The sequence below is a fragment of the Rhizobium sp. Leaf453 genome, assembly GCF_001425605.1.
Taxonomy (GTDB): Bacteria; Pseudomonadota; Alphaproteobacteria; order Rhizobiales; family Rhizobiaceae; genus Pararhizobium.
This window is the reverse complement of record NZ_LMRG01000012.1, coordinates 559904-585646: the sequence shown is the minus strand read 5'-3', so window position 1 is coordinate 585646 and position 25743 is coordinate 559904. Positions and strand designations below refer to the sequence as shown.

Below are 25743 nucleotides of genomic sequence, written 5' to 3'. Positions count from 1 at the left end.
TCGAATGTAGACGGACTGAGGGGGCGGGCATGCGCTATCTGATCACGGGAACGGCAGGTTTCATCGGGTTTCATCTCGCCAAGAGACTGCTCGACGACGGCCATTTCGTCACCGGCTTCGATGGCATGACGCCTTATTACGATGTCCGCCTGAAGGAGCGACGCCACTCCATCCTGTCGCGCTCCAACGGTTTTCGGCCAGTTGTCGGCATGCTTGAGGATCGGAATGCGCTGGACAAGGCGGCGGAAGTCGGCGAACCCGACGTGGTCGTCCATCTCGCCGCCCAGGCCGGCGTCCGCTATAGCCTCGAAAACCCCAAGGCCTATGTCGATTCCAACCTGATCGGCTCGTGGAACATTCTTGAACTGGCAAAGGCCGTGCAGCCGAAGCACCTGCTTTTGGCCTCCACCTCGTCTATCTACGGCGCCAACGAGAAGATTCCCTTTGCCGAAACAGACCGCGCAGACGAGCCCATGACGCTCTATGCAGCCACCAAGAAGTCCGGCGAACTGATGGCGCACAGCTATGCCCATCTCTATGGCATTCCGACCACCGCCTTCCGCTTCTTCACGGTCTATGGTCCGTGGGGCCGGCCTGACATGGCGCTGTTCAAGTTCGTCGACAGCATCCTCAATGACCGGCCGATCGAGATTTACGGCGAAGGCAAGATGAGCCGGGACTTCACCTATATCGACGACCTCGTTGAAGGGATCGTCCGACTGATGGTGTCGGTTCCGACGGAGGCCAACCGCGTCGCCGACATCGACACCCTCTCCCACCATGCCCCGTTCCGCATCGTCAATGTCGGCGGCGGCCAGCCGGTGGAACTGATGCAGTTCGTGGAAACCGTGGAAGCCGCCGTCGGCAAGCCGGCGGTCCGCACGATGCTGCCGATGCAGCAGGGCGACGTGCCCCGTACCTTCGCGGCACCCGATCTCCTGAATGCCTTGACGGGTTTCAAGCCCTCGATTTCCGTCGAGGAAGGCGTCAAACGTTTTGTCGATTGGTATCGCGCAGAGATGGTGATCTCCTGAACCAGGGCCTCGCGGAGCCGTCTTAAGTATATCCGCTAATCATAGCTTGTATCTCTATTTGACGCAGTCACACACTCATGGCATTTGCTTGCCATACCACCTTTCGGTGCATTGCAGTGAAAACTGTTGCTGCAATGCACCAAATACGGGATTTCAGAGGCGTTTCACCAGCCAAATCCGGTTGTTATCCGGATTCAGACTTGACATTCGCCATTCCTAAATTCTAACGTGGTTATTATAAGTTTAATGAGGAGAGGGTTTCAGGGTCCACTCCAATTTCAAAGGGGTATATTATGTTTAAGCGGGCTTTGTTGATTTCCGCCCTGACGATCGGGGCATCACTTTCCTTTACACCCTCGTTTGCCGCACCGTCAGGTCGTACAGTTGACGCTCTTGGAAGCTGCACGAGCGACTGCGTCAACCAAGCACAGAGCCTCGCCGCAGAAATCGCGGCCATGCCGGCTGGCCCTGCGAAGGACAAGCTGCTCATCGCTCTGGTGAAGGCGATCGGTAAGGTTGCTATCGCCAATCCCGAACTTTCCGTCTCCCTTGCCAGCGTTGCCGAAAGTGCAGCGGCAGGCCTTAGCGAAGCTGCGGCAGCGCAAGTTCCGTTTGTCCGGGACGTTGTTGCTGCTCTCTCGCAAAATGCACCTGGCGATGCAACGGCGACTATCGACAACCCGAACTTCGGCGAACCGGCCAGCGGCTGATTTTCACGATTTCCTCGAAAAAGCGCCCTTCGGGGCGCTTTTTTGTTTGCGTTGTTCGATGCGACAAATCGTATCCGCACGCCGGCCAAGCTGTTGTGATTGATTTAACGGRCGCTTGATATTCTCCAAGCCGATTTATGAAATGCCGCAGCAGCGCATGGAGCCGATTCGGAAATGTCCTCATACCTTGCAGCTGTCCGCCTCGTCAGCAGCACTCTCGCTTCCCGTGAATGCAGAGCGGTAACTGATGGCGCGAATTTTCGGGATACGACGCCCCGCTCTCCCCGCACGCCGAAGCCGAGACAGGTATGAATACTTTGAATATATTGCATGAACCGCAACCGGCGTTTGCGTGGCGTGGAAAAAATGTCAGAGCACACACGCCATGGTAAAGCAGCGAAAATGGATTGCCATGTTCTGCTGCTTGCTCATGGCACTTGCCAGCGGATATGGCCTGTGGCGAGAGCTGGCACCATTCACCGCCAAACCCTATGAACAGGCCTTGGTCGCGGATAACTTCGCCGACGAGGAGTTCGGGTTCGGGTTGTCCTCCTATTCCAAGACGCTGGTCATGCGGGATTGCTACCGCATCGTTCTCGGCTATCATGATTTTGATCTAGTCGATGACGCGGTCCGCAACGTTATCGCGATATGTGGCGAGCGTGCCGCTCGGATCGTTGCTGTCACCCCGACAGATTCGTTCGCCTGGCTGGTACGCGCGGCTGCGTCGGTTCGACTGAAACAGCAGGATGAGTTCAACGCCGCCTTGCAGAAATCGCAACTGACCGGTCCGAACGAAATGTGGATCGCACTCCTGCGGACAAATCTTGCGGAAACCCACTTATCAAAACTTAGCGCGGAATCGGTCAGAGCCGAAAACGCCGATCTGACACTTCTAGCCAGCAGCTGGAAAGGCGTGCAGCTCATCGCCAAGCGCTATGTTTCAGACCCGGATTTCCGTGTCCGCATAACGGCGATTGTCGAGAAGATGCCACAGGATCGGCAGCGTGCATTTCTGAACTCCGTCCGGAAATCGTTGCCCGAAGGATGACCCGGTCTGTTCGCCCACCAGTTTCGACGCTGAAGGCCGCGCCTGCTCTTGAATTTGCAGCCGCGATATGGCGCAGCTATCTCTCTCCGATGCCAGGACGGCAGGCTTGAGCCAATGAGAAAAACCACACGCTACCATTCGGATCGCTTTCGGCTGAACAATCAGTTGATGTGGCCAATCCTGTCAGTGATTTTTCTGTCGCCCTTCGCCTTCGGCAGCACCAAGCCGTCGCTCTGGCTGCTGTGGTCAATGCTGATATCGTTCTGCGGGGCTGTGTTGTTTGCCCGCATGGCTTTGTCGGGGGCCCGGTTCCGGATCGCTCCACGCAACCTGCTCGTGCTGTTCGGGCTTTTCACCTGCCTTGGCTTCTATATGGCGATTCAGGCCCTGCCGGTCGGCGGTCTCGCACCCGCTGTTTTCTCGATCGCAGATCCGTCCACCGCTATCACCCTCAACACGATCAGCCTGACACCGCATGACACCATTCTCGCGCTTGTGCGCTGGGCAAACTATGGCCTGCTGTTCTTTCTGGTTCTGCAGGTGACCAGCAATCCGCAGCGCGCGCGCATCTTCATCAATCTGGTGTATTGGATCATCGTCATCCATGCCGTCGTCGGCTTGCTGTTTCTGCTGCAGTTCGGCGATACGATCCTCGGTATCCCGAAATGGAAGTATTTCGGCTCCGCCATAGGCGGTTTCACCAACCGAAACTCCTATGCGACATTTCTCGCCTTCGGCAGCGTCCTCGGTATCAATCTGATGGTCGAGCGCTTGACTGAAACCCTGCCTGGCAAGAGTGATAATTCCGTGTTGGGGCGCTATCTCGGCAAGGGTGGCGTCATCATAATCGGTCTTGGCTGGCTCATTCTCGTTATCACGCTCATTGCAACCAATTCCCGCATGGGCCTGTTCGCCGCCTGCTGCGGCATGATCACGTCGATTCTGCTGGTGCTGGCCAAACGAACAGTCGGGACGAACAGGGCCGCCATCTGGATCTTTCTCCTGCTCATCCCCGTGATCGTGGGCACGGGCATGATCGGCTATGGCGCTGCCTTCGTGGAACGGGTCGGAGAAGTTGCCGACGCATCCGAAATCCGGATGCAACTGTATCATCAGGTCTTGGGAATGATCGAGACGCGCCCCCTCCTCGGATTCGGCGGCAACAGTTTCGAATATGCCTATCCGCTGTTCCATCAGGCTCCTGTGAGCTTCGATCTCGTCTGGGACAGGGCGCACTCCACATATCTCGCCTTATGGGCGGAATATGGCGTCATCTTCGGGACGATCCCCATGCTCATGGTCGCCATCATCCTGTTTCAATTGTGCGCGGCCTATGTGAAAGCGCCTGGGCAGGAGATGCTGCTCAGATCCGGGATTAGTGTCATATTGATCGGCGCAGTCCATTCCCTCGTGGATTTCAGCCTTGAAATCGAGGCTGTGACTTTCGCATTCGTCGTCATCGCTGGAGCGGCCTGGGCCAGACGTTTCGAACTCGTCAACGCCGGCGAGAAGGGGGCAGCATGATCGGCGAGTTTCTTAATTTCCTGCGCGGGAAAAGCGCGCCTGCCGTCGCGTCACAACGACGGAAACTGTTTTTCGATGAAGCTCCCGACCACATCTACGCCATCGGCGACGTGCACGGTTGTGACGACATGCTGGGGCGACTGGAAGATCTCATTTTCGAAGACAGCCGCAATCGGCAGGGAGCCAAGTGGCTGATCATGCTCGGTGACTATGTCGACCGGGGACCGAAATCCGCCTCGGTAATGGACCGGCTGACAAGCCGCCCGCGTGCCGACATCAAGCGCATCTGCCTTGCCGGAAACCATGAAGATGTCATGCTCGACTTCTTCCACAATCCATCGGCCGATCACCGCTGGCTGGATTTCGGAGGTCTGGAAACACTCTATTCCTATGGTCTTCACAAGATTCCGTCCAACAGGCATGCGCTGAAAAATGCCCTGTTGGCGCGTTTTCCCGATGAGCATCTGACCTTCCTGGAGACATTGCCTTCCCTTGTGAGCGTCCCCGGATATTGTTTTGTCCATGCTGGAATACGCGACGGCGTTCGGCTTGCCGAGCAAGACGATGCCGACCTGTTGTGGCTACGCCCCGGTGCCGACGAAAAACGTGTGGCTACAAATGATTTCGTTATAGTTCACGGACACACGCCGGTGAGCAATGTCGAAATCGGAGCGGATCGTATCAACCTCGACACCGGTGCTTTCATGAGCGGAGTTCTGTCGGCGGTGCGTCTTTCAGGTCGCAATGCTCCAGAGATCATCCAATGCAGTTAATGATGTTTGAATTTCGCAATTGCCGAGTGGCGTTAATCTGGTAGAACTTGAGACATCATGCTGCACAGCAGCAATCAGTTATATAAAATATTTACAATAACGACACACGTCGTGCAATGATGGTTACAAACTAATGGATGCAGAAATTGACCTCCGAGGCATTCTTGGATTAATTCGCCGGCAGCTTTGGTTGATCCTGTCCACTATAGCCACAATATTAGTTTTAACTATTGTATTCACCTACTCTCTGACACCAAGATATACTGCCAATTCACTCGTCTTTGTCGATACGAGCGTCAAGAATCTCCTGACATCCGTGAACGGGATGTCGAATCCGAATGCCGACAATTCTCGAATTGAAAGCGAAGTCGCCATATTGAAATCGGACAGCGTCCTTCTGAACGTTGTTCGGGAGAACAATCTGGTTACCGACAGCGAATTTGGCATCAAGGTGTCCCTGAAGGACAAGATCCTGTCCTGGCTGCGCATACCGTTACCGCCGGCACCGACTGGCGATGAAGCGCTTGCCCGCGTCCTCGATGCGTTCAAGTCGGCCGTTCGAGTCAACCGCGAAGGGCTGACCTATGTCATCAATGTGGGCGTGGTCTCTACCGATCCGGTCAAGGCTGCGACGCTCGCCAACTCGCTCGGCGAAATCTACATCAGTGAACAACTCAACGCGAAAGTCGCATCGACGCTGACAAATCGCGACACCATCCAAAAGCAGGTCGAAGCGGCCAATGCCGCCATGGTCGCCAGCGAGAACGACTTCGATTCCTACATTTCGGAGAACATCGAGCGCCTCGAAAAACAATCCAACGCCGTCGGCCTGACCGACCTGAAGGCCGAACTGTCCAAGATCAACGATGATCGCACATCGGAACTTCGCCGTATCACGACATTGCAAGCTTCTCTGCAGTCGCAGGATTTTTCGAGCCTGGTGAATGAACTTGGCTCGCAAGCGCTCGCCGAATTGCAGAGCCAGCGCGAAGACCTCGCCAAACGCATTGCATCCACGACATCCGATAGTCCAGAATCGATCAACCTGCGCGCAGAACTGGCCAAGGTCGATAATTCGCTCTCAAGCGCCGCGACGCAGGAAGTCGACAATCTGCAGAAAGCTGTCGAAAATTATCAGAAGCAAGCCGACGATGTCCGCAAGAAGATCCGCAGCACTGTATTGGACAGCAATCTGCCCATGGAAGTGTTGGCCCAGATGTTCAGCATGCAGAAGTCGTCGGAAATCGCACGCCAGCAATATCAGACACTTCTATCGCGCAAGACCGAGCTGGAGTCGCAAGCCTCGCTGCAGCTGCCCGACAGCCGGGTGGTTTCCGCCGCACTGGTTCCGACATCGCCATCCTTCCCCAACAACAAGGTCATCCTCGGGATGTCGCTGCTGTTCGCGATTGGCTTCGGCACCGGTCTTGCGATCCTGCGGGAATACTTCATCGGCGGCTTCGTCAGTGAAAACCAGATCGAAGCGGTTCTGAAGGTTCCTCTATCGGCCATTGCGCCACGCCAGGCGACCGGTGACGAACATCACAAGCTTGCCAGCCCCACATCCAGTCTCGCCGACCTCATGGTGACAGCTCCCCTGTCCCTGTTCAGCGAGAGCGTGCGCCGGCTGCGGCTGACACTCGACCAACAGGAACGCAAGCATACCGGCGTGAAGTCCCAGGACGCCGACGAGGGTGCCATCATCATGGTTTCCTCGGCCCTGCCGAACGAGGGCAAATCGACGATGGCGCTGTCGCTTGCCCGCGCCTATGCCTTGACCGGCAAGCGAACGCTGCTGATCGACTGCGACCTGCGCAAGCCAAGCGTGAACAAGCAACTCAACCTGGAACCCAACCACGACTTCATCGACTATCTCCGTCAGGATCGCAGTTCGGCAACGCTGACATCGCTGATCATGCGGGACCCGCTGTCGAACCTGACGGTATTGCTGGGTGGACGCCGTAGCGACATCGCCACCGACGAACTGGTGATGAGCGAGAAGATGGGCCGCATCCTGTCCAGCGCCCGCAAACATTTCGATTACGTCATTCTCGATACGCCGCCGGTGGAGCCGGTCGTCGACGGCCTTTACCTAGCCCGTCACGCCGACATGATCGTCTTCGTCATCAAATGGGCCAGCACGCCCCAATCCAGCGCCAAGCGTGCCGTTGCGGCCCTCAAGGAAAACAAGAACCCCGATGCCGGTATCGTCACGCTGCTCAATCAGCAGGATCGGGCCAAGATGTCGGGCAATTACAGCTATTCCGGCTACTATACCGAATGACCGGACCGGGAATCGATTTTGGAAAAGGAGGCCCCGGCCTCCTTTTTTTATGCCCGGAAACCGCGCAAGCACTGCGCAACAAGCGATAGTGCAGAAAAAAGCGAATTGCGTAAAATTGTATCTTTCCATTTAAGCGGCTCGAAAACCGCCCTGTGTATCGTGATGATACAGGTGGATGAAACGGATGTGTTCCGCTTCGCAGCATGATGCTCCCAACCTGATCCGAAATGAATTCGGTCAACAAAAAGGCCTTGGACAGAAGGCCATAGAAACAGGGACACGGATCATGTTTAACAAAATCATCATCGCACTTGCGACCGTCGCAGCTCTCGGCGCCACCACGATCTCTTCGGCAAACGCCATCAATCTCGGCTCGGCGCGCGGCGCCTACAAGGCTCAGGGCCAGACCAAGGTCGCGCCCATCGCATTTTCGCTCTATTGCCTCGATCATGTCGAAGAATGCACCAAGAGCGCCAAGTCGGAAGTCGCCTACACCGCAAAGACACGCAACCTGCTCGCCTCGGTCAACCGCGCGGTCAACCGCAGCATCCGTCCGCTGAACGAGCGCGTCGATGTATGGTCGCTCAACCCGCTCTATGGCGATTGCGATGATTATGTCATGACCAAGCGCAGCCGCCTCATCAAGGCCGGCATCCCGACGAGCGCCCTGCGCGTTGCCGTCGTTCGCACGCCGCGCGGCGAAAGCCACGCCATCCTGCTCGTCAAGACGTCCGCCGGCGAGTTTGCCCTCGACAACCTGCGCAAGACCATCGTCAAGCGCAACCAGACCGGCTATCGCTTCGTCAGCGTTGCATCCGCCAACCCGAGCCGCTGGTCGCGCTGATCCGCCTGCTTAGATTTGAGATATTAGACGGGGAAGCCAACGGCTTCCCCGTTTTCGTTGACGGGACATATCGCGTCGAAGAGCGAAAAGGCAAAAAGCCCCCAAAGAGTGTTCACTCGAACTCTGCAGGAGTATATTTAATTTTGCTGATTTTCTGATAGCACCTGTATCGGCGAATAAGCGTGCGGAACCAACCGTCAAGGACGGCAAGCACCAGCAGAGGGACGAGGGGCATGAGCTTTACCGAAACAACAACGACATCGTGGTTTTCGCGACTGAAAAGCGGCCTTGTCGGCCTGGTGATCGGCCCGCTGCTCGTGCTTGGGATGATCTGGCTTCTGTCCTGGAACGAGGGCCGCTCCGTGCAGACCTATCGTGCGCTGGTCGAAGGCGCCGGCCTGGTGGTTTCCGTCGATAGCGGCAGCATCGACGCCGCCAATGAAGGCAAGCTCATCCATGTTTCCGGACCCGTGAAACCGGACGGCACGCCGGAGGATGCAGCACTCGGCGTTGTCGCCGAAGGTGCGGCGGGGCTCAGCCGCAAGGTCGAGATGTATCAGTGGGTGGAGGATTCGAGCAGCGAGACCAAGAAGACGCTCGGCGGCGGCGAAGAAACTGTCACGACCTACACCTACAAGAAGGAGTGGCGGCCGCGTCGCGTGGATTCCTCCGATTTCAAGCAGCCGGACCAGCACCAGAACCCCGACATGCCGCTTGAAGGGGATCGCTTCACGGTGGCAACCGCAACACTCGGCGCTTTCACGGTCGATGGCGAGACGGTCGCCAATCTCGGCGCCGACAGCCCGGTCAAGCTCACCCCGGATGTCGCCGGACGGGTGGCATCGGCGCTCGGCACCGCAAAGCCGGTGAAGGCGGATGGAACGACGCTTTATGTCGGCAACAGCCGTCAGAGCCCAGCGGTCGGCGACCTGCGTATCAGCTTTACCCGCGCCGATATCTCCGAGGCCAGCTTCGTGGGCGCGCAAAAGGGCACGTCAATCACCGCATACAAGGCGTCGAACGGCCGCGAAATTCTCCTGAGCGGCGCCGGTCGTGAAACCCCGGCGGAAATGTTCGACGCAGCGCAGAGTGAAAACACGTTGATCACCTGGCTCATCCGCTTCGGCGGGCTGTTCGGCATGTTCATCGGTTTCGTGATGCTGCTCTCGATCCTCGGCATCATCGCCGACGTCATCCCCTTCGTCGGTTCGATCGTCGGCTTCGGCACCACCGTCATCGCCGTCATCCTCACCCTGCTGCTGGGGCCGCTGGTAATGGCGATTGCCTGGATCGCCTACAGGCCGGTGCTCGCCATCGCCATCATCGCCATTGGCGTCCTGATTGCGGCTGCGATCATCTACCTCAGACGCGGCAAGGTGCCGGCAGTTCAGACCCAGCCACACCTCGGCCGGCCGGCCTGACGCCAGAGAGGCGCGCGGTTTCGGCGCGCCTTTCATCTGCCAGTTCCCTGAAGGACAGGTGCCCCTTTGCCACCTTCACATTTGACTGTTACGGTCGCCGCGCACCATCCCGCAGTCACCGCTGGACGATTCGATAACAGGACCACATGTTTCTCGCGTCAAAACTGTTCTGGCTATTGGCCCAGCCGCTTTCCCTGATCTTCATCCTTCTGATTGTCAGCTTCATCTTCGGTGCCTCGGGCTTTCAGCGGGTCTATGGCTTCCTCTCCGGGCTCGCTGTCACCCTGTTCTTCTTCACCCTCTTCACCAGTACCGGCGCGGTCATGCTCCAGGGTCTGGAAAATCGCATTGCGAGGCCGGCAAGCCTGCCCGCCGATCTCTCCTGCATCATCATCCTCGGTGGCGCCTTCGAAAACGAAGTCATCGCATCGCGCGGCGGCATCGAATTCAACCAGGCGGCCGACAGGTTCGTCGAAGGACTGAAACTCGCGCAGGCCTATCCGGCGGCCCGCCTCCTCGTATCCGGCGGCGATGGCTCTTTCAGCGGTCGATATGATGGAGACGCGCAAAGCTCGGCCGTCTTCTTCTCGACATTCGGCATTGCACCGGATCGGCTGATCCGCGAGGATCAATCGCGCACGACATTCGAAAACGCCACCAATACGAAGCAGTTGCTCGAGGCGAACGGACTTTCCGACTGTGCTCTCGTCACATCCGCCTTCCACATGCCGCGATCCGTCGGTCTGTTCCGCAAACTCGGAATTACTGTGACCCCTTGGCCGGTGGATTACCGCACCAGCGGCAAGCTGGCTCTTGGCCTGGATTTCAGCCAGCCGTCGCTGAATGCGCAACTGACCACCACGGCGCTTCGCGAATGGGCCGGGCTGACTACCTATTACATCAGCGGCCGGACGCACGCGCTGTTTCCGCGATAGCCGTCCTCACCCGCACCGTTGACGCGGCGGCACGTGTATGATCCTTCTCAGGTCTCTGGCGGAGGGGACAACATGCCGATCCTGGAAATTCTCGATTATGCCGGGGTGGCAGTCTTCGCGGCCACCGGTGCCTTGTCCGCCTCACGTAAGCAGCTCGACATCATCGGTTATATCTTCCTCGCCTCCGTCACCGGCATTGGAGGCGGTACCCTGCGCGATGTCATCCTTGGCGCAACACCTGTCTTCTGGGTGGTCAACCCGATCTATCTGGTCGTCTGCGGCTGCGCCGGCCTTCTCGTCTTCTTCTCTGCCCATCTGATGGAATCGCGCTACAAATTCCTGGTCTGGCTGGATGCCGTTGGGCTCTCTGCATACAGCGTCATGGGCGCTGCCAAGGGACTTGCCGCAACCGGCTCACCGATCGTGGCGCTGGTCACCGGCATGCTGACAGCAACCTTCGGCGGAATCCTGCGCGATATCCTCGCCGGCGAACCATCGGTACTGCTACGGCCGGAAATCTATGTAACAGCCGCCTTGGCCGGCGCCGGCGTTTTCACGGCAGCAACCTCTTTCGGCGCCCCCCTGCTCATCGCTTCGAGCCTTGGCGTCGTGACGGCCTTTGCCGTGCGCGGCGGCGCGCTGAAATATGGCTGGACGCTGCCGACGGGCGATCCGCGCCCCGGCCGTGACCCCAACGATGTGATGTAATGGGAAAAAGAAGCGTCAGTCCCGCTTCTGACGCAGACGGATTACCACATCGACATGGGAGATTTCCATGCCGTCCGGTGGTTCCGGCAGATTACCGATCGTGATGCTGTTGATCGGAATATCGAGGACTTCGTTGTGGCCTTCGACGAAGAAGTGATGATGATCGGAAACGTTCGTATCGAAGTAGGTCTTGGCACTTTCGACAGCCAGAACCCGGATCATTCCGGCTTCGGTGAACTGGTGCAGCGTATTGTAGACCGTTGCAAGCGAGACCGGGACACCGGCCGAGACAGCTTCCTCGTGCAGTTCTTCCACGGTCAGATGGCGGTCGCCCTTGGCGAAGATCAGGTCGGCGAGCGCCATACGCTGCCGCGTCGGCCGAAGGCCGGAGCGGCGCAAGCGTTCTTCTGAACGAATCTCGATGGCTGTCGTCATGCGGACGGATCCATGCTTTCAAGCTATTGCAGAACAGTTTTCCAGTGCCGATATAACTTTAGCTGGGAATGCTTTCAATAGTAAGCAGCCGGTTCGGGCGGCCAAGCCATGAAAAACGGTCCGATTCCTGGGGCAAAAACCAATTATCACTGGCTGTTGCTGCGCCCATCATGTATGCGACGGCGGAAATTAACCTTGGTCACGGCAAGACAACAACACGTGCGAAGAACCGGGAACGTCATCCCAGCGCTTCAAATTGCACCAATCTTGCTCTAAACCAAGACAACGAAAACAGATGTAGCGGGGAAACGACAGTTCCATGACGACCAGACAATCCAGCTTCAACTATGAAGAGATCCTGACCTGTGGTCGCGGCGAACTGTTTGGCCCGGGCAATGCCCAGCTTCCCCTGCCCCCGATGCTGATGGTTCATCGCATCACCGACATTTCCGAAACCGGCGGCGCCTTCGACAAGGGCTATATCCGCGCCGAATACGACGTGAAGCCGGACGACTGGTATTTCCCCTGCCATTTCCAGGGTAACCCGATCATGCCGGGCTGCCTTGGTCTCGACGGCATGTGGCAGCTGACGGGCTTCTTCCTCGGTTGGCTCGGCGAGCCGGGCCGCGGCATGGCGCTGTCCACCGGCGAAGTGAAGTTCAAGGGCATGGTTCGCCCCGAAACCAAGCTTCTCGAATATGGCATCGATTTCAAGCGCGTCATGCGCGGACGCCTCGTTCTCGGTACGGCCGACGGCTGGCTGAAGGCGGACGGCGAGACCATTTACCAGGCAACTGACCTGCGCGTCGGCTTGTCGAAGGAAAAAACAGCCTGAACCGCAGTTTGAAACTGTATTCAGAGTAAAAAAGAAGAGGTCATCGACATGAGACGGGTTGTTGTCACGGGTCTGGGTATCGTTTCCTCCATCGGAAATGACGCACAGGAAGTCACGGCGTCGCTGCGCGAGGCAAAGTCCGGCATTTCGTTTTCCAACGATTTCGCCGAACACGGCTTCAAGTGCCAGGTCTGGGGCGCACCCAACATCGATACGACCGAACTCGTCGATCGCCGCGCCGCACGCTTCCTGTCGCAGGGCGGCATGTGGAACCACGTCGCGATGAAGCAGGCGATTGCCGACTCCGGTCTTGAGGACAAGGACGTTGGCGGCAACGAGCGCACCGGCATCATCATGGGTTCGGGCGGCCCGTCCACCCGCACGCTGATCGACGCGGCCGAGATCACTATCAAGAACAATTCGCCCAAGCGCATCGGCCCGTTTGCCGTACCGAAGGCGATGTCCTCGACGGCATCGGCGACGCTTGCCACCTGGTTCAAGATCCACGGCGTCAACTATTCGATCTCGTCAGCCTGCTCCACGTCGGCGCACTGCATCGGCAATGCCATGGAAATGATCCAGTGGGGCAAGCAGGACGTCATGTTCGCCGGCGGCCATGAAGACCTCGACTGGACCATGTCGAACCTGTTCGACGCCATGGGCGCCATGTCCTCCAAGTACAACGACACGCCCTCGACCGCCTCGCGCGCCTACGACGTTTCGCGTGACGGTTTCGTTATTGCCGGCGGCGCCGGTGTTCTGGTTCTGGAAGAACTGGAACACGCCAAGGCGCGCGGCGCCAAGATCTACGCCGAAATCACCGGCTATGGCGCGACTTCCGATGGCTACGACATGGTCGCTCCCTCGGGCGAAGGCGCCATCCGCTGCATGCGCCAGGCACTCTCGACGGTGAAGGGCGAAGTCGACTACGTCAACACCCACGGCACATCGACGCCGGTTGGCGATTCGAAGGAAATCGGCGCCATCCGCGAAGTCTTCGGCGACAAGATCCCGCATATCCAGTCGACCAAGTCGCTGACCGGTCACTCGCTGGGGGCAGCCGGCGTGCAGGAATCGATCTACTCGCTCCTGATGATGCAGGCCGGTTTCATCGGCGAAAGCGCCCATATCACCGAACTCGATCCGGAATTCGACGGCGTGCCGATCGTTCGCAAGCGCATCGACAATGCGACGATCAATACCGCGCTTTCCAACTCGTTCGGCTTCGGCGGCACCAACGCGACGCTCGTGTTCCAGCGCTACAACGGATAATACCATGACCGGCATCATGAACGGAAAACGCGGTCTCATCATGGGGGTCGCCAACAGCCACTCGATCGCATGGGGCATCGCCCAGGCGGTCGCGGCACAGGGTGCGGAACTGGCCTTCACCTACCAGGGCGAGGCGCTCGGCAAGCGCGTCAAGCCGCTGGCTGCAGAGGTCGGCTCCGATATTCTTCTGCCCTGCGATGTCGAGGATATCGCCTCCGTCGATGCCGTCATCGACACGCTCAAGGAAAAGTGGGGCAAGCTCGACTTCATCGTTCACGCCATCGGCTTTTCCGACAAGAATGAGCTGAAGGGTCTTTACGCCGATACCTCGCGTGACAATTTCAGCCGGACCATGGTCATTTCCTGCTTCTCCTTCACGGAGATAGCCAAGCGGGCGGCCGACCTGATGACAGACGGCGGCACGATGCTGACGCTGACCTATGGCGGCTCCGTGCGCGTCATGCCGAACTACAATGTCATGGGCGTTGCCAAGGCAGCGCTCGAGGCTTCTGTGCGCTATCTCGCTTCCGACTACGGTTCGCGCGGTATCCGCGTCAACGCGATCTCGGCCGGGCCGATCCGCACGCTTGCCGGCGCCGGCATTTCCGATGCGCGCGCCATGCTGTCCTGGCAGCAGAAGAATTCTCCGATGCGCCGCACCGTGACAATCGAGGACGTCGGCAGCTCGGCACTCTATCTGCTCTCCGGCCTGTCGCGCGGCGTCACCGGCGAAATCCATTATGTCGATTCCGGCTACAATATCACCTCGATGCCGGCACTCGACACCCTGCGCTCGGCGGATTCGGAGTAAGCTCCGACCCGCCTGCCCTTTCGTGCCTCTTGAATTTTGCATCTGTGCTTGCCAGTTCAGAGCGCGCAAACCATCCAGATTCACGTTGAGGCCCGATCCGTATGAGCAATGCCGCTGAAAAACCCGTCGAAAATCATGTTTTCGAAGCCGATGTCGCGCGGCTGCTGCACCTCATGGTGCACTCGGTCTATTCCGATAAGGATGTGTTTCTCCGCGAACTGATCTCCAACGCGGCCGATGCCTGCGAAAAGCTGCGCTACGAGGCGATCGCGACGCCTGAGCTTCTGGCCAACGATCCGACGCCGTTGATCACGGTCACGCTGGACTCCGATGCGAACCGGCTTGTCATCGCCGACAACGGTATGGGCATGAGCCGCGAGGACATGGTCGAGGCACTCGGCACGATCGCTCGCTCCGGCACACGCGCCTTCATGGAGCGCGTCGAGGCGGCAAAGGCGGGCGAAGGCGCCCAGTTGATCGGCCAGTTCGGCGTCGGCTTCTATTCCGCCTTCATGGTGGCCGAGACAGTCGATGTCGTCTCGCGTCGCGCCGGCAGCCAGGAGGCCTGGACCTGGTCGTCGGACGGCAAGGGAAGCTACACGGTCTCGGAAGCCGATCTCACTGATGCCCCGGCGCGCGGCACCCGCATCACCTTGCACCTGATGGAGGATGCCAAGGACTATACGTCTAAATGGGACGTCTCGCGCATCGTCAAGGATCAGTCCGGCCATGTTCCCGTGCCGATCGACCTGATCGAGAAGCCCGGCGCGGAGCCTGAGCGCATCGGCGACGGCACGGCACTCTGGACCAAATCCCGCAACGAGATCACCAAGGATGAATACGCCGATTTCTACCGTGGCGTTTCCGGTCATTACGACGAGCCGGCGGTGACGGTGCATTTCCGCGCCGAAGGACGACATGAATATACCGGTCTCGCCTTCGTGCCGGAATCGAAGCCGCTGGATATGTTCGACCCGAGCGGCAAGGGTCGTATGAAGCTCTATGTGAAGCGCGTCTTCATAACCGATGACGCCGAGCTTCTGCCGCGCTACCTGCGCTTCGTGCGCGGCCTCGTCGACACATCCGACCTGCCGCTCAACGTCTCGCGCGAGATGATCCAGGAAAGCCCGATCCTTGCCGCCATCCGCAAGGGCCTGACCAACCGCATCCTGACTGCCATCGAGAAGCTCGCCGACAGCGACGCGGATGCATTCGCCAAGCTCTGGGACGCCTTTGGCGCAGTGCTGAAGGAAGGCATCTACGACGATGTCGAGCGCCGGTCGCAGTTGATGTCGCTGTCGCGCTTCCGCACGACCGCATCCGACACAGCCACCCGCACGCTGGCCGACTATGTCAAGGACATGAAGGACGCGCAGGCGGCGATCTACTATCTCGCCGGCGACGACCTCGATCGGCTGAAGGCCTCGCCGCAGCTCGAAGGTTTTCGCGCGCGCGGGATTGAAGTCCTGTTGCTGACGGATTCCGTCGACAGTTTCTGGGTGACGGCCGCGTCCGACTTCGAAGGCAAGCCGTTCAAGTCGATCACCCAAGGCGCTGCCGACCTTGCCCAGGTGCCAAAGACCGACGGCGAAACCGCGGCGACACCGGAAACCACACAGGTCGTCAGCGATTTCATTGCCTTTGCCAAGACGACGCTTGGCGACACCGTCTCAGACGTGCGCGCCTCCGACCGCCTGACAGAAAGCGCCGTCTGCCTGGTGGCGCCGGAACGCGGCTACGATCGCCAGCTCGAAAAGCTGCTGCAGGGCTCCGGCCGGCTGGATATGGTGGCAAAACCGGTGCTGGAGATCAATCCAGGCCATAGTCTGATCGCGGCACTGGCCGCCGGCGGCAACGAAGCCTTCCGCACGGACGCCGTCCAACTCCTGCTCGACCAGGCCCGTGTCCTCGACGGCGACAAGCCGGAGGATCCCCGCGCCTTTGCCGACCGGCTGTCGCGGTTGTTCGAGCGGGCTTTGAACGCTTAAAACCTGTCTCTGCGCTGAGATTGCACTAACGCTAAATGCGTATTATATTGCGCACTGGACGCTCTAGTTATGGATGCAATTTTATGGAGCGGGATAGCAAGGCCATCATAAAGCGGCTCAAAACGTAAGGCTTTGAGATTGTCTCGATCAGTGGCTCTCACCACAAGCTGCGCAAGGGCACAAAGACAATCATCGTGCCTCATCCGAAAAAGGATCTGCCGACTGGAACCGCACGCGCTATTGCAAAGCAGGCAGGATGGATTTGACCATGAAGCATTTCATCGCTCTCGTTCACAAGGACAGCGACAGCGCCTACGGCGTCACTTTCCCCGATCTTCCCGATGTCTTCTCGGCTGCGGATGTCGAAGAGGATTTAACCGCCAATGCGGTCGAAGCCATACGCCTCTGGGCTGAGGACCGGCCCATGCCGGTACCCTCGTCCCATGACATCGTCATGCAACGCGCGGATGTTCGCGAAGAACTGGCGAATGGTGCTTTCATGATGCGGGTTCCCTTCATAGAGGACGATACCCGGATCGTGCGAGCGAATGTCACCTTTGAAAAGGGCATGCTGGACGCCATCGATACGGCCGCGCGTGAGCGCGGGCTGACGCGTTCCGCCTTTCTTGCCAGTTGCGCCCGCAAGGAAATCGAAGCGGCCTGAAACGCCCTAGGCAGCCCACCAGACCACCAGCAGGACCAGCAGCACCCCAACGGCAAAGGTGCCGAACAGGGTCATCTGCTTGCGGGTATTGTTGATCGCTACGGGATCGACGGGTGGACGGCCGGCACCGGTCTGGAAGGCCAGAGGCACTTCCGACGTCGGCGTCTTGCCCTCACTGCTCTTGATATCCTTGATCATCGCCTCGGCGACGTCCTCGGTCACGGGCGGGCGGTGTCCAGAGCTTGAAACCATCGGCACACTCCATTGACGCGCCCCCAACGGCGCGCAGCTGCGAGAGCCTCAGCGTGTACCTGTTTCACCGATAAAGCAATTGCAAAAGCAGCGGCTCAGCGCTTGCCCCAGAGCACCTTGAAACGGGCGTTGCGGCAGGTCTCGCCCCATTCCTTGAAGGTCTCGGTCATAACCGGCTCATAGGGCAGGCCGCGATTGGCGACGAGCATCAAGCGACCGCCGATCTTCAACGCCTTCGCCGCCGCCTTGATCATCGCAGCACCCAGCGCCGGATCGGCAGCCTGCGTTTCATGGAACGGCGGGTTCATGATGATCAGGTCGTATTTGTCGCGGGTTTCTTCCGATGTCAGGTCCTGCCAGAAGAAGCGGGTCGGGACATTGGGACAATTGGCCTTGAGGTTGCCACGAGCGGCCTCAAGCGCGTGATAGTCTGCCTCGAACAGATCGATACCCTTCAGGCGCGGCGACTTTTCGGCCAGCATCACCGACAGATAGCCCCAGCCGGCACCAAAATCAGCGGCATGGCCGCTGAAATCGTCGGGAAGGCGCGAGGCCAGCAGTTCAGAACCGGCATCGATCCGGTCATGCGAGAACATGCCGGGTGCCGCGTCGAACCGGCCCTCGACGCGAACGGGCTTCTTCGAATATTTGGCGATCACGTCGGACGCATCTTCCGGTCGGCCGAACCAGAATGCGATGCCGTGATATTTCGGCATGCTGTCGCCGCCCCAACCAAGCTGGTTGACGCGCTTGCGCAGCGACTGGATGCCGTCGTCCTTGCCACCGGCGACAACGATCAGGCCGCCGATCTTGACGCGCTTGAGCGCCTCGGCAATCCGGTCCTCGTTCTCGCCCTTATGCTTGCCGCAAAGGATCAGCGCCGCGTCGTAGTCGTCGCCTTCGACTGTGGGTGATACCGGGGCCTTGGCGGCCTCCAGAGCCTTGTGTAGCGGCCTTGCAGCCTGGACGGCGGCAATGGAACCCAGAAACTCCGCCGGCAGCCTGTAGCCAGCCTCGGCGCCAAGGAACAGCACGCGCTCGCCTTCGGCCGGAGCCGGGATCACGCCGGTTTCGAAAGGATGGAACAGGGTCTTCAGCGTGTCGCGGCTCATCGTCGTGGTCCTAGCGGGAAATAAGAAAGGGCGCGGAACGATCCGCTCCGCGCCCGTAGTCGGTTAAACGGCCGAGCGCTTACTCAGCAGCTTCGCCTTCGCCCTTGGCGAGTTCCTTGCCGGTGGCCTGATCGACAACCTTCATGGAGAGGCGAACCTTGCCGCGCTCATCGAAGCCCATCAGCTTGACCCAGACCTTGTCGCCTTCCTTGACGACATCGGAGGTCTTGGCAACGCGCTCGGAAGCGAGCTGCGAGATGTGGACGAGACCGTCACGCGGGCCGAAGAAGTTGACGAAAGCGCCGAAGTCAGCGGTCTTGACGACCGTGCCTTCGTAGATCTGGCCGACTTCAGGCTCTGCAACGATCGAGTGGATCCACTTGCGGGCCGCCTCGATTTCCTTGCCGGAGGACGACGCGATCTTGATCGTGCCATCGTCTTCGATGTTGATCTTGGCGCCGGTCTTTTCAACGATTTCGCGGATGACCTTGCCGCCCGAGCCGATGACTTCACGGATCTTGTCGACCGGAATGTTCATGACTTCGATGCGCGGAGCAAATTCGCCGAGCTGCGAGCGGCCTTCGGTGATGGCATTGGCCATTTCGCCGAGGATGTGCTTGCGGCCACCCTGTGCCTGGCTGAGAGCGACCTTCATGATCTCTTCGGTGATACCGGCGATCTTGATGTCCATCTGCAGCGAGGTGATGCCGTCGGCGGTGCCGGCGACCTTGAAGTCCATGTCGCCAAGGTGGTCTTCGTCGCCGAGGATGTCGGACAGAACGGCGAAGCGTTCACCTTCGAGGATCAGGCCCATGGCAATACCGGCAACCGGCTTTGCCAGCGGAACGCCGGCGTCCATCAGAGCGAGCGAGGTGCCGCAAACCGTGGCCATCGAGGACGAGCCGTTCGACTCGGTGATCTCGGAGACGACGCGCAGCGTGTAGGGGAACTGTTCGGCCGACGGCAGCATCGGACGGATGGCGCGCCAGGCGAGCTTGCCATGACCGATTTCGCGGCGGCCCGGGGAGCCCATACGACCGGTTTCACCGACCGAGTAGGGCGGGAAGTTGTAATGCAGCAGGAAGCGTTCCTTGTACATGCCGGTCAGGCTGTCGACATACTGCTCGTCTTCGCCGGTGCCCAGCGTGGCAACGACGATCGCCTGCGTTTCGCCGCGGGTGAAGAGCGCCGAACCATGGGTGCGCGGCAGGATGCCGACTTCCGATACGATCTTGCGGACCGTCTCGAGGTCGCGGCCGTCGATACGGCTCTTGGTGTCGAGGATGTTCCAGCGGACGATCTTGGCCTGCAGGTGCTTGAAGACGGCGCCGATGACTTCGGCAGTGTGCTTCGGCTCTGCGCCTTCCGGGAAGAAGTGTGCCTTCACCTTGGCCTTGACGGCGTCGACGGCGGCGTAGCGGTCAGCCTTCTGGGTGATCTTGTAGGCAGCGCGCAGTTCGGTTTCGGCGATGCCGAGCATTTCGGCTTCGAGTTCCGAGTGGTCTTCCGGCTGGAAGTCGCGCGGCTCCTTTGCAGCCACTTCAGCGAGCTTGATGATCGCGTCGATGACCGGCTGGAAGCCCTTGTGGCCGAACATGACGGCGCCGAGCATGACTTCTTCGTTGAGTTCCTTGGCTTCCGATTCAACCATCAGGACGGCGTCCTGGGTGCCGGCGACAACGAGGTCGAGAACCGACTCATCCATCTCGTCGAGATGCGGGTTGAGAACGTATTCGCCGTTGATGTAGCCGACGCGCGCTGCACCGACCGGGCCCATGAAGGGAACGCCGGAGATCGTCAGCGCAGCCGAAGCGGCAACCATCGACAGGATGTCCGGATCGTTTTCGAGGTCATGCTGGACAACGGTGACGACGACCTGCGTGTCGTTCTTGTAGCCTTCCGGGAACAGCGGGCGGATCGGACGGTCGATCAGGCGGGAAACCAGCGTTTCCTTTTCCGACGGACGGCCTTCGCGCTTGAAATAGCCACCCGGGATCTTGCCGGCGGCGTAGGTCTTTTCCTGGTAGTTGACGGTCAGCGGGAAGAAGTCCTGGCCCGGCTTCGGAGCCTTGGCCGAAACGACGGTGGCGAGAACGACGGTTTCGCCGTAGGTCGCGAGAACGGCGCCGTCAGCCTGACGGGCGATCTTGCCGGTTTCGAGCTTGAGCGGGCGGCCTGCCCATTCAATTTCGACTGTGTGGGTATCGAACATGTTTTGTCCTTCGTGTGCGGCGATGCCGCGCCGCAGCCAGTGTGGCGCGGGCGGCAATCTATCCGCGGATATGACACATCACGGGCAAGACAACGGGAGGCTTCCATAATCGGCCGGCGGTCGCTGCGCATCCTGAAAGCCGGGTGCTTTCGGTGCGTGGAACGCGCAAGCGCCGAAGCATCCTGCAATCCTGCCCCATGACAGGTCATCGGTTGGTTCTGCAGAGCCGGCCCATCCGGTCTGCTAGAGTATTCGCCTGCGGGAGCCTGACTGGCTCATCCGGAAGCGCATGGGCGGTGTGACCCGCAAATAACAAGCCGGCGGGTTCTCGATCGAGAAACCCGCCGGGTTAAGGCTTTAGCGGCGAATGCCGAGAGCAGTGATCAGCTTGGTGTAGCGCGCTTCTTCTTTCTTCTTAAGATAGTCAAGAAGCGAACGGCGGCTGGAAACCATTGCCAGAAGGCCACGACGCGAGTGGTTGTCCTTCTTGTGGCCCTTGAAGTGTTCGGTCAGGTTGTTGATCCGCTCGGTGAGGATCGCAACCTGGACTTCCGGAGAACCGGTGTCGCCTTCGACGGTTGCGTATTCCTTGATAAGCGCAGCCTTGCGCTCTGCAGTGATCGACATCGTGTCATCCTTTCAATGTTTAGGATTTCGGGTCGCCAGCAGCCGGGATGTCGTCTAGCTGCGGCCATGAAGGCAAAAGTCCGCACTGAGCGGGGTCTGATGCTGGCGCTGCCTATAAACCATCCATCATCAAAAGGAAAGAGGGCGTCTTGAGCCGCTCCGAACGGTCACTGCGGAGCCATACGCGGGCGCATCGGCGCTGATTTCTGCAAATTTTCCATCGTTACACAATCTAGGTAGTCCGCAAAGACCCAGCCCCGCGTGCTGTCATCGGCGGAAACCCGGACCCAGCGCTTGCCGCCAATCCAGGTCTCGTCCGTCACCTGAACCTCGATCCCGTTTTCAAGCACGGACAGGATGCGCCCCTTGGGTTCGGCGCGGACATTGAGCGGCGTGCCCGTCGGATCAGCGACGGTGCAATCGGCGGCTTGGGCCTGCCCTCCTGCCGCGACCGCCATCAACAGGACGGTTGCCAGCATTCCTATGCGTGAACGCATCAGCATTCCTCCATGTCACGACCCGTGCTGGTCGCTTCGGGGTCGCTAGGCCGAAAGGTTGGCATTCAGCTTCTCCTCCGAAATCCTCACCCGCCATTCGATCCCGTCGGGGTGCATGATCCGCTCCAGCTTGGCGTCCAGCGCCATCCCCAGCATACGCTCCAGCACCATCGTGCCAAACCCCTTTCGCGGCGCCGGCGCATCCGCGGCAATATCCGCGCCGGTTTCCTTCCAGACAATGAGAAAAGCGCCCTCGGAGATCGACCAGCGAAGATCGACGACGCCCCGGCCGTTTGCCAGCGCACCATATTTTGTCGCGTTGGTGGCCAGTTCGTGCAGCGCCATGCCGAGTGTCTGCGAAACCTGCGCATCCAGGCGCACGGGCGGGCCGGACAGGCGCACCCGCTCAGGATCGTCGGGCACGAACGGCTGCAACTGGTTCTGCGCCAATTCGTGAAAATCGACGCCCTGGGCCGCGTTGGCGATCATCAGATCGGTGGATCGGGCGAGGCCGGCGATGCGCTTGCGGAAGGTCTCGGCGAAATCCACCCGGCTTTCGGCCGCCCCGAACGACTGGTTGAGCATCGACTGGATGACGGTCAGCTGGTTTTTCGAACGGTGTGCCACCTCGCGCATCAGGAAGCGGATCTCGTTTTCGGCCTTGCGGCGCGCCTGCGAAGCATCGGACAATGCGGTGGAAACGGTCTCGATCTCGGCGATGATGTGCTTGCGTGGCGCGATCGGCCGCCCTTGCCCCAGAAGATGCGCATCCTTTGCAAGCAGCTTGACGCCTTGCGCAAGGAAGCGTGCGATCGCGGCGGATCCGGCAATCGCTATGCCGGCAAACAACAGCCCACCCAGCGACAGCCAGACATAAGACCACAGCGCCGGCGCATCGACATCGGAACTCTTGGCCCAGGCGATGACCTTCCAGCCGGTCAGCAGCGAGAATTCCGTTACGGTCCGATATTCGACGCCATCGTGAACCGCCTCGCCGATGCCGACGCGCAGCGCCGGCACGATGCTCATGAAAAACGGCTTGCCCACCGGCATGTCCGCAACGGACGAGGCGATGACATTACCCGCCCCATCGATGAGCGCTGCATTCCAGCCCGGCGACAGGACATCCCGATTGACGGCCTTGGTCATGCTGCTGGCATCCTGTGTCAGCGTCAGCAGGTAATCGTTGTTGCCCTGCGGGGTCAGGATGGGAAGATAGACGTTATAGACCCATTTCTGCGCGGTCTTTCCAAAGAACACGTTCGAAATCAGAGGCTCGCCTTTCGTGAAGGCTCCCTCGATCGATGTCGGGTCCGAGGCCTTCGCAAGCTGGGCTCCGAAGGGGACACGGGTATTGAAGAGTTGATTGTGAGCGCGGTCGATCACGAGCAGGTTGGAATCGGTGCCGGCAAGCGCCGAGGACGCCCGCTGGTAGAACGCCTCCAGTCGCGACGCTTCGACCGTGCTGTCCGTCGATAGCACTTTTAGCGTGGTCAGCATGCCGTCGATATCGCGCTCGACGACCCGAGTCACCGATCCTGTCGATGCTTTGAGCAGGGATGTGACAACACGTTCCTGCTCGTCGGTACTACGCTTCAGGATGATGACCGAGAAGATGAAGGAGGGTACAATAGCAGCAGACAGCAGGGCAGTCAGATAGAAAGACAGGGGGCGCCGCAACCGGGCGCGCAGCCGCAATCTCCAGGGAGTGACCGACCTGGTGTGTTTCTCGATTCCTTCGCTCAAGCGTCCCTCATCCATTACCCCCGACCCGGGCATCCGGACACAATGCAGCCCGGATATTGGCGCGAATCCCGATGATGGACCCGAACATGCGCCAGCGGTTTCGGTAAGGCAACCGATGCCGTGAGCAGGAACCTATGGGAGTCCGGCCGGATTTCAACCGGTGGCGAAGACCCGCTTGGGACGGAACTCACCTTCGCCGATCTCGCCGATGGCGATCAGCTTGCCACGCGAGGTCGCATAGGCTTCCGGCTCGGAAGCCGGCGCGTCACGGCCGCGCAGGATGATCGGATTGCCCATTTTCAGGCGGTGCGCCTGGTCGTCGGTGATCGCGATATGCGGCAGGTTGGACAGCGCCTCGCCGGTATCGATCAGGAAAGCGTCAAGCGCCTCCAGACGCTCCTCATCGCTCTCGATCTTCTCCAGTGCCACGAGATCAGCGAGCGGCACCATAGCCTCTTCCGCAAAAGGCGCCACGAAGCTGCGGCGCAGCGAAGCGATATGACCGAAACAGCCGAGATCACGGCCGAAATCGCGGGCGAGCGAGCGCACATAGGTTCCCTTGCCGCACTCGATCTCGAAATGCGCCATGTTGGGCGTGCAGCCGAGCAGCGACAGTCGGAAGACCTCGACCTCGCGGGCCGGGATTTCGACGGTCTCGCCTTCGCGGGCCAGATCATAGGCGCGGTTGCCATCGATCTTGATCGCCGAGAACTGCGGCGGCACCTGGCTGATCACGCCGGTATATCTTGGCAAGAGCGCGCGGATATCCTCTTCCGTCGGGCGGATATCGGAGGACTGCACGACTTCGCCTTCGAGGTCGTCGGTCGAGCGCTCCTCGCCCCAGGCGACGGTGAATTCATAAATCTTGCGGCCGTCCATCACGTAAGGCACGGTCTTGGTCGCATCGCCCAGCGCGATCGGCAGCATGCCGGAGGCGAGCGGATCGAGCGTGCCGGCATGCCCGGCCTTCTGTGCCTTGAACAGCCACTTGATCTTCGACACGGCTTCCGTCGAGCCGAAATCCAGCGGCTTGTCGAGGATCAGCCAGCCGGAAATCGGACGGCCCTTGGGCTTGCGGGGTTTTGACATGTCTCAGGCTCTTTTTTTGCGAAACGTCGCGGCTGTCTTCGCCACGCTGCCATCCGGCATTTTCTGGCTGTTGCCCTTCTCGAACCCGAGCGCGTAAAGCCGCCGGGCGATGAGATATCCGGCCGCAATCGTCGCGCCATTGTCGATGCGGTAATCCTCACCGAGCTCCTCGACCATGAGGGGCTCGATGACGCCGAGCGGCGGCTTGCCGGAGGCCGCGGCCTCAAGCAGCAGCTTTTCATTATAGGGCGAATAGACGATGGCTTCGAGCGCCTTCATCTCGCGGTCGCCATGGGCGACCTCCTTGCCGCGACGAAACGGCAGGCCGGACGCGACCATCATCTCGACCAGCCGCACGGCCTCGGCATTGTCGAAGCGCGCCAGTCCGTTGCGATAGAAGGTCTGGCGCTGCTCGAACGGCCAGCCGTTCATTTCATCCAGGGAAATATGCTTGGCCATTAGGTGTCGCCGTCTTCGTCCTTCAGGTCGCGCATGACCTCGGGCGACCGCAGCAACTCGTCGATCTTCTTGTAATTGTCGAAGCTGGTATCATCCTTGAAACGGATCTCCGGCATATACTTCAGCTGGCGCAAATGCGGGCCGAGCCGGCCGCGAATGAACTTGGCATTGCGGTTCAATGCCTCGATCGTCGCCGAATGATCCGCCACGCCGAGCGGTGTCACGAAGGCCGTGGCGACCCTGAGATCGGTCGACATGCGCACTTCAGAAATCGAGATCACCGTCTTCTCGATCACCGGGTCGCGCACTTCTCCGCGCTGCAGAACCTGGGTCAGGCCTGCACGTACCTGTTCGCCGACCCTCAGCATACGCTGCGAGGGGGCAGAGGATGTCACTTTGCTCATGGTTTTTCCGCTGTCTGGCGTTTCATCGAACGCGACCAAGGCGGTCCAATGCTACT

The 25743-nt window shown here is 59.7% G+C and carries 26 protein-coding genes and 1 pseudogene; 17 read left to right on the top strand and 10 right to left on the bottom strand.

The window, feature by feature from the left end:
* The first annotated feature begins 29 nt into the window (after positions 1–29).
* The 11 genes from ASG68_RS16285 (at position 30) to ASG68_RS16240 (ending at position 11284) form a co-directional block, all read left to right on the top strand.
* Complete coding sequence (locus ASG68_RS16285; RefSeq protein ID WP_062582156.1) at positions 30–1034, top strand: NAD-dependent epimerase; 1005 nt, start codon at positions 30–32, stop codon at positions 1032–1034.
* Between the two features lie 455 nt (positions 1035–1489).
* Entirely contained in the window at positions 1490–1744 is a 255-nt protein-coding gene (locus tag ASG68_RS16280; RefSeq protein ID WP_062582154.1) for a hypothetical protein, read from the top strand.
* A 385-nt stretch (positions 1745–2129) separates the two neighbouring features.
* A complete protein-coding gene (locus ASG68_RS16275) occupies positions 2130–2795 on the top strand; it encodes a hypothetical protein (protein ID WP_062582152.1) in 666 nt (221 codons plus the stop codon).
* 114 nt (positions 2796–2909) lie between these two features.
* The gene (locus ASG68_RS16270) at positions 2910–4319 is read left to right on the top strand and encodes an O-antigen ligase family protein (protein ID WP_062603574.1); all 1410 of its coding nucleotides are present in this window, start codon (positions 2910–2912) and stop codon (positions 4317–4319) included.
* On the top strand, positions 4316–5092 hold the full coding sequence (locus ASG68_RS16265) for a metallophosphoesterase (RefSeq protein ID WP_062582149.1): 777 nt from the start codon (positions 4316–4318) through the stop codon (positions 5090–5092). Before ASG68_RS16270 ends, ASG68_RS16265 begins: the two co-directional genes overlap by 4 nt.
* A gap of 133 nt (positions 5093–5225) precedes the next feature.
* Entirely contained in the window at positions 5226–7376 is a 2151-nt protein-coding gene (locus tag ASG68_RS16260) for a GumC family protein (RefSeq protein WP_082478492.1), read from the top strand.
* Between the two features lie 18 nt (positions 7377–7394).
* The gene (locus ASG68_RS31745; protein ID WP_162243599.1) at positions 7395–7583 is read left to right on the top strand and encodes a hypothetical protein; all 189 of its coding nucleotides are present in this window, start codon (positions 7395–7397) and stop codon (positions 7581–7583) included.
* A gap of 79 nt (positions 7584–7662) precedes the next feature.
* Positions 7663–8220: a transglutaminase-like cysteine peptidase gene (locus ASG68_RS16255; protein WP_162243600.1), complete on the top strand. Its 558-nt coding sequence runs from the start codon at positions 7663–7665 to the stop codon at positions 8218–8220.
* A gap of 233 nt (positions 8221–8453) precedes the next feature.
* Positions 8454–9641: a TMEM43 family protein gene (locus ASG68_RS16250; protein ID WP_062582144.1), complete on the top strand. Its 1188-nt coding sequence runs from the start codon at positions 8454–8456 to the stop codon at positions 9639–9641.
* A gap of 146 nt (positions 9642–9787) precedes the next feature.
* Positions 9788–10576, top strand: coding sequence for a YdcF family protein (locus ASG68_RS16245; protein ID WP_062582143.1), 789 nt, complete (start codon positions 9788–9790; stop codon positions 10574–10576).
* Positions 10577–10648: 72 nt separating this feature from the next.
* Positions 10649–11284 carry a trimeric intracellular cation channel family protein gene (locus tag ASG68_RS16240; RefSeq protein ID WP_062603576.1) on the top strand — a complete coding sequence of 212 codons (636 nt, stop codon included), beginning with the start codon at positions 10649–10651 and terminating at the stop codon, positions 11282–11284.
* A gap of 15 nt (positions 11285–11299) precedes the next feature.
* Here ASG68_RS16240 and irrA read toward each other — a convergent pair whose 3' ends face one another.
* Positions 11300–11719, bottom strand: a complete 420-nt coding sequence (gene irrA / locus ASG68_RS16235; RefSeq protein ID WP_062582138.1) for an iron response transcriptional regulator IrrA — start codon at positions 11717–11719, stop codon at positions 11300–11302.
* 319 nt (positions 11720–12038) lie between these two features.
* Between irrA and fabA the strand changes: the two genes are divergently transcribed.
* From fabA to ASG68_RS16210, 6 genes and pseudogenes are all read left to right on the top strand, one after another.
* Positions 12039–12554: a 3-hydroxyacyl-[acyl-carrier-protein] dehydratase FabA gene (gene fabA, locus ASG68_RS16230; protein WP_062582137.1), complete on the top strand. Its 516-nt coding sequence runs from the start codon at positions 12039–12041 to the stop codon at positions 12552–12554.
* Between the two features lie 48 nt (positions 12555–12602).
* Positions 12603–13826, top strand: a complete 1224-nt coding sequence (gene fabB, locus ASG68_RS16225; RefSeq protein ID WP_062582135.1) for a beta-ketoacyl-ACP synthase I — start codon at positions 12603–12605, stop codon at positions 13824–13826.
* A 4-nt stretch (positions 13827–13830) separates the two neighbouring features.
* On the top strand, positions 13831–14637 hold the full coding sequence (gene fabI, locus ASG68_RS16220; protein WP_062582133.1) for an enoyl-ACP reductase FabI: 807 nt from the start codon (positions 13831–13833) through the stop codon (positions 14635–14637).
* 101 nt (positions 14638–14738) lie between these two features.
* The gene (gene htpG / locus ASG68_RS16215; RefSeq protein ID WP_062582131.1) at positions 14739–16625 is read left to right on the top strand and encodes a molecular chaperone HtpG; all 1887 of its coding nucleotides are present in this window, start codon (positions 14739–14741) and stop codon (positions 16623–16625) included.
* A gap of 83 nt (positions 16626–16708) precedes the next feature.
* Positions 16709–16891, top strand: a pseudogene (locus ASG68_RS30690) (type II toxin-antitoxin system HicA family toxin).
* A gap of 2 nt (positions 16892–16893) precedes the next feature.
* Positions 16894–17289, top strand: coding sequence for a type II toxin-antitoxin system HicB family antitoxin (locus tag ASG68_RS16210; protein ID WP_062582419.1), 396 nt, complete (start codon positions 16894–16896; stop codon positions 17287–17289).
* A gap of 6 nt (positions 17290–17295) precedes the next feature.
* On the opposite strand, the gene ASG68_RS16205 is transcribed toward ASG68_RS16210, so the two are convergent.
* From ASG68_RS16205 to rbfA, 9 genes are all read right to left on the bottom strand, one after another.
* Entirely contained in the window at positions 17296–17541 is a 246-nt protein-coding gene (locus ASG68_RS16205) for a hypothetical protein (protein ID WP_062582129.1), read from the bottom strand.
* Positions 17542–17636: 95 nt separating this feature from the next.
* Positions 17637–18653 carry a class I SAM-dependent methyltransferase gene (locus tag ASG68_RS16200; RefSeq protein ID WP_062582127.1) on the bottom strand — a complete coding sequence of 339 codons (1017 nt, stop codon included), beginning with the start codon at positions 18651–18653 and terminating at the stop codon, positions 17637–17639.
* A 79-nt stretch (positions 18654–18732) separates the two neighbouring features.
* On the bottom strand, positions 18733–20865 hold the full coding sequence (pnp, locus tag ASG68_RS16195) for a polyribonucleotide nucleotidyltransferase (RefSeq protein ID WP_062582125.1): 2133 nt from the start codon (positions 20863–20865) through the stop codon (positions 18733–18735).
* A gap of 357 nt (positions 20866–21222) precedes the next feature.
* Positions 21223–21492 (bottom strand): 30S ribosomal protein S15, encoded by a 270-nt coding sequence (gene rpsO / locus ASG68_RS16190; RefSeq protein ID WP_062582123.1) that lies wholly within the window; start codon positions 21490–21492, stop codon positions 21223–21225.
* Between the two features lie 167 nt (positions 21493–21659).
* Entirely contained in the window at positions 21660–21989 is a 330-nt protein-coding gene (locus tag ASG68_RS16185; protein ID WP_156373909.1) for an SH3 domain-containing protein, read from the bottom strand.
* A gap of 45 nt (positions 21990–22034) precedes the next feature.
* The gene (locus ASG68_RS16180) at positions 22035–23735 is read right to left on the bottom strand and encodes a sensor histidine kinase (RefSeq protein ID WP_062582417.1); all 1701 of its coding nucleotides are present in this window, start codon (positions 23733–23735) and stop codon (positions 22035–22037) included.
* Positions 23736–23888: 153 nt separating this feature from the next.
* The gene (gene truB, locus ASG68_RS16175; protein ID WP_062582120.1) at positions 23889–24824 is read right to left on the bottom strand and encodes a tRNA pseudouridine(55) synthase TruB; all 936 of its coding nucleotides are present in this window, start codon (positions 24822–24824) and stop codon (positions 23889–23891) included.
* A 3-nt stretch (positions 24825–24827) separates the two neighbouring features.
* Positions 24828–25283: a hypothetical protein gene (locus ASG68_RS16170; protein ID WP_062582119.1), complete on the bottom strand. Its 456-nt coding sequence runs from the start codon at positions 25281–25283 to the stop codon at positions 24828–24830.
* The gene (gene rbfA / locus ASG68_RS16165) at positions 25283–25687 is read right to left on the bottom strand and encodes a 30S ribosome-binding factor RbfA (protein ID WP_062582117.1); all 405 of its coding nucleotides are present in this window, start codon (positions 25685–25687) and stop codon (positions 25283–25285) included. The genes ASG68_RS16170 and rbfA overlap by 1 nt, the downstream gene beginning before the upstream one ends.
* Positions 25688–25743 lie beyond the last annotated feature (56 nt).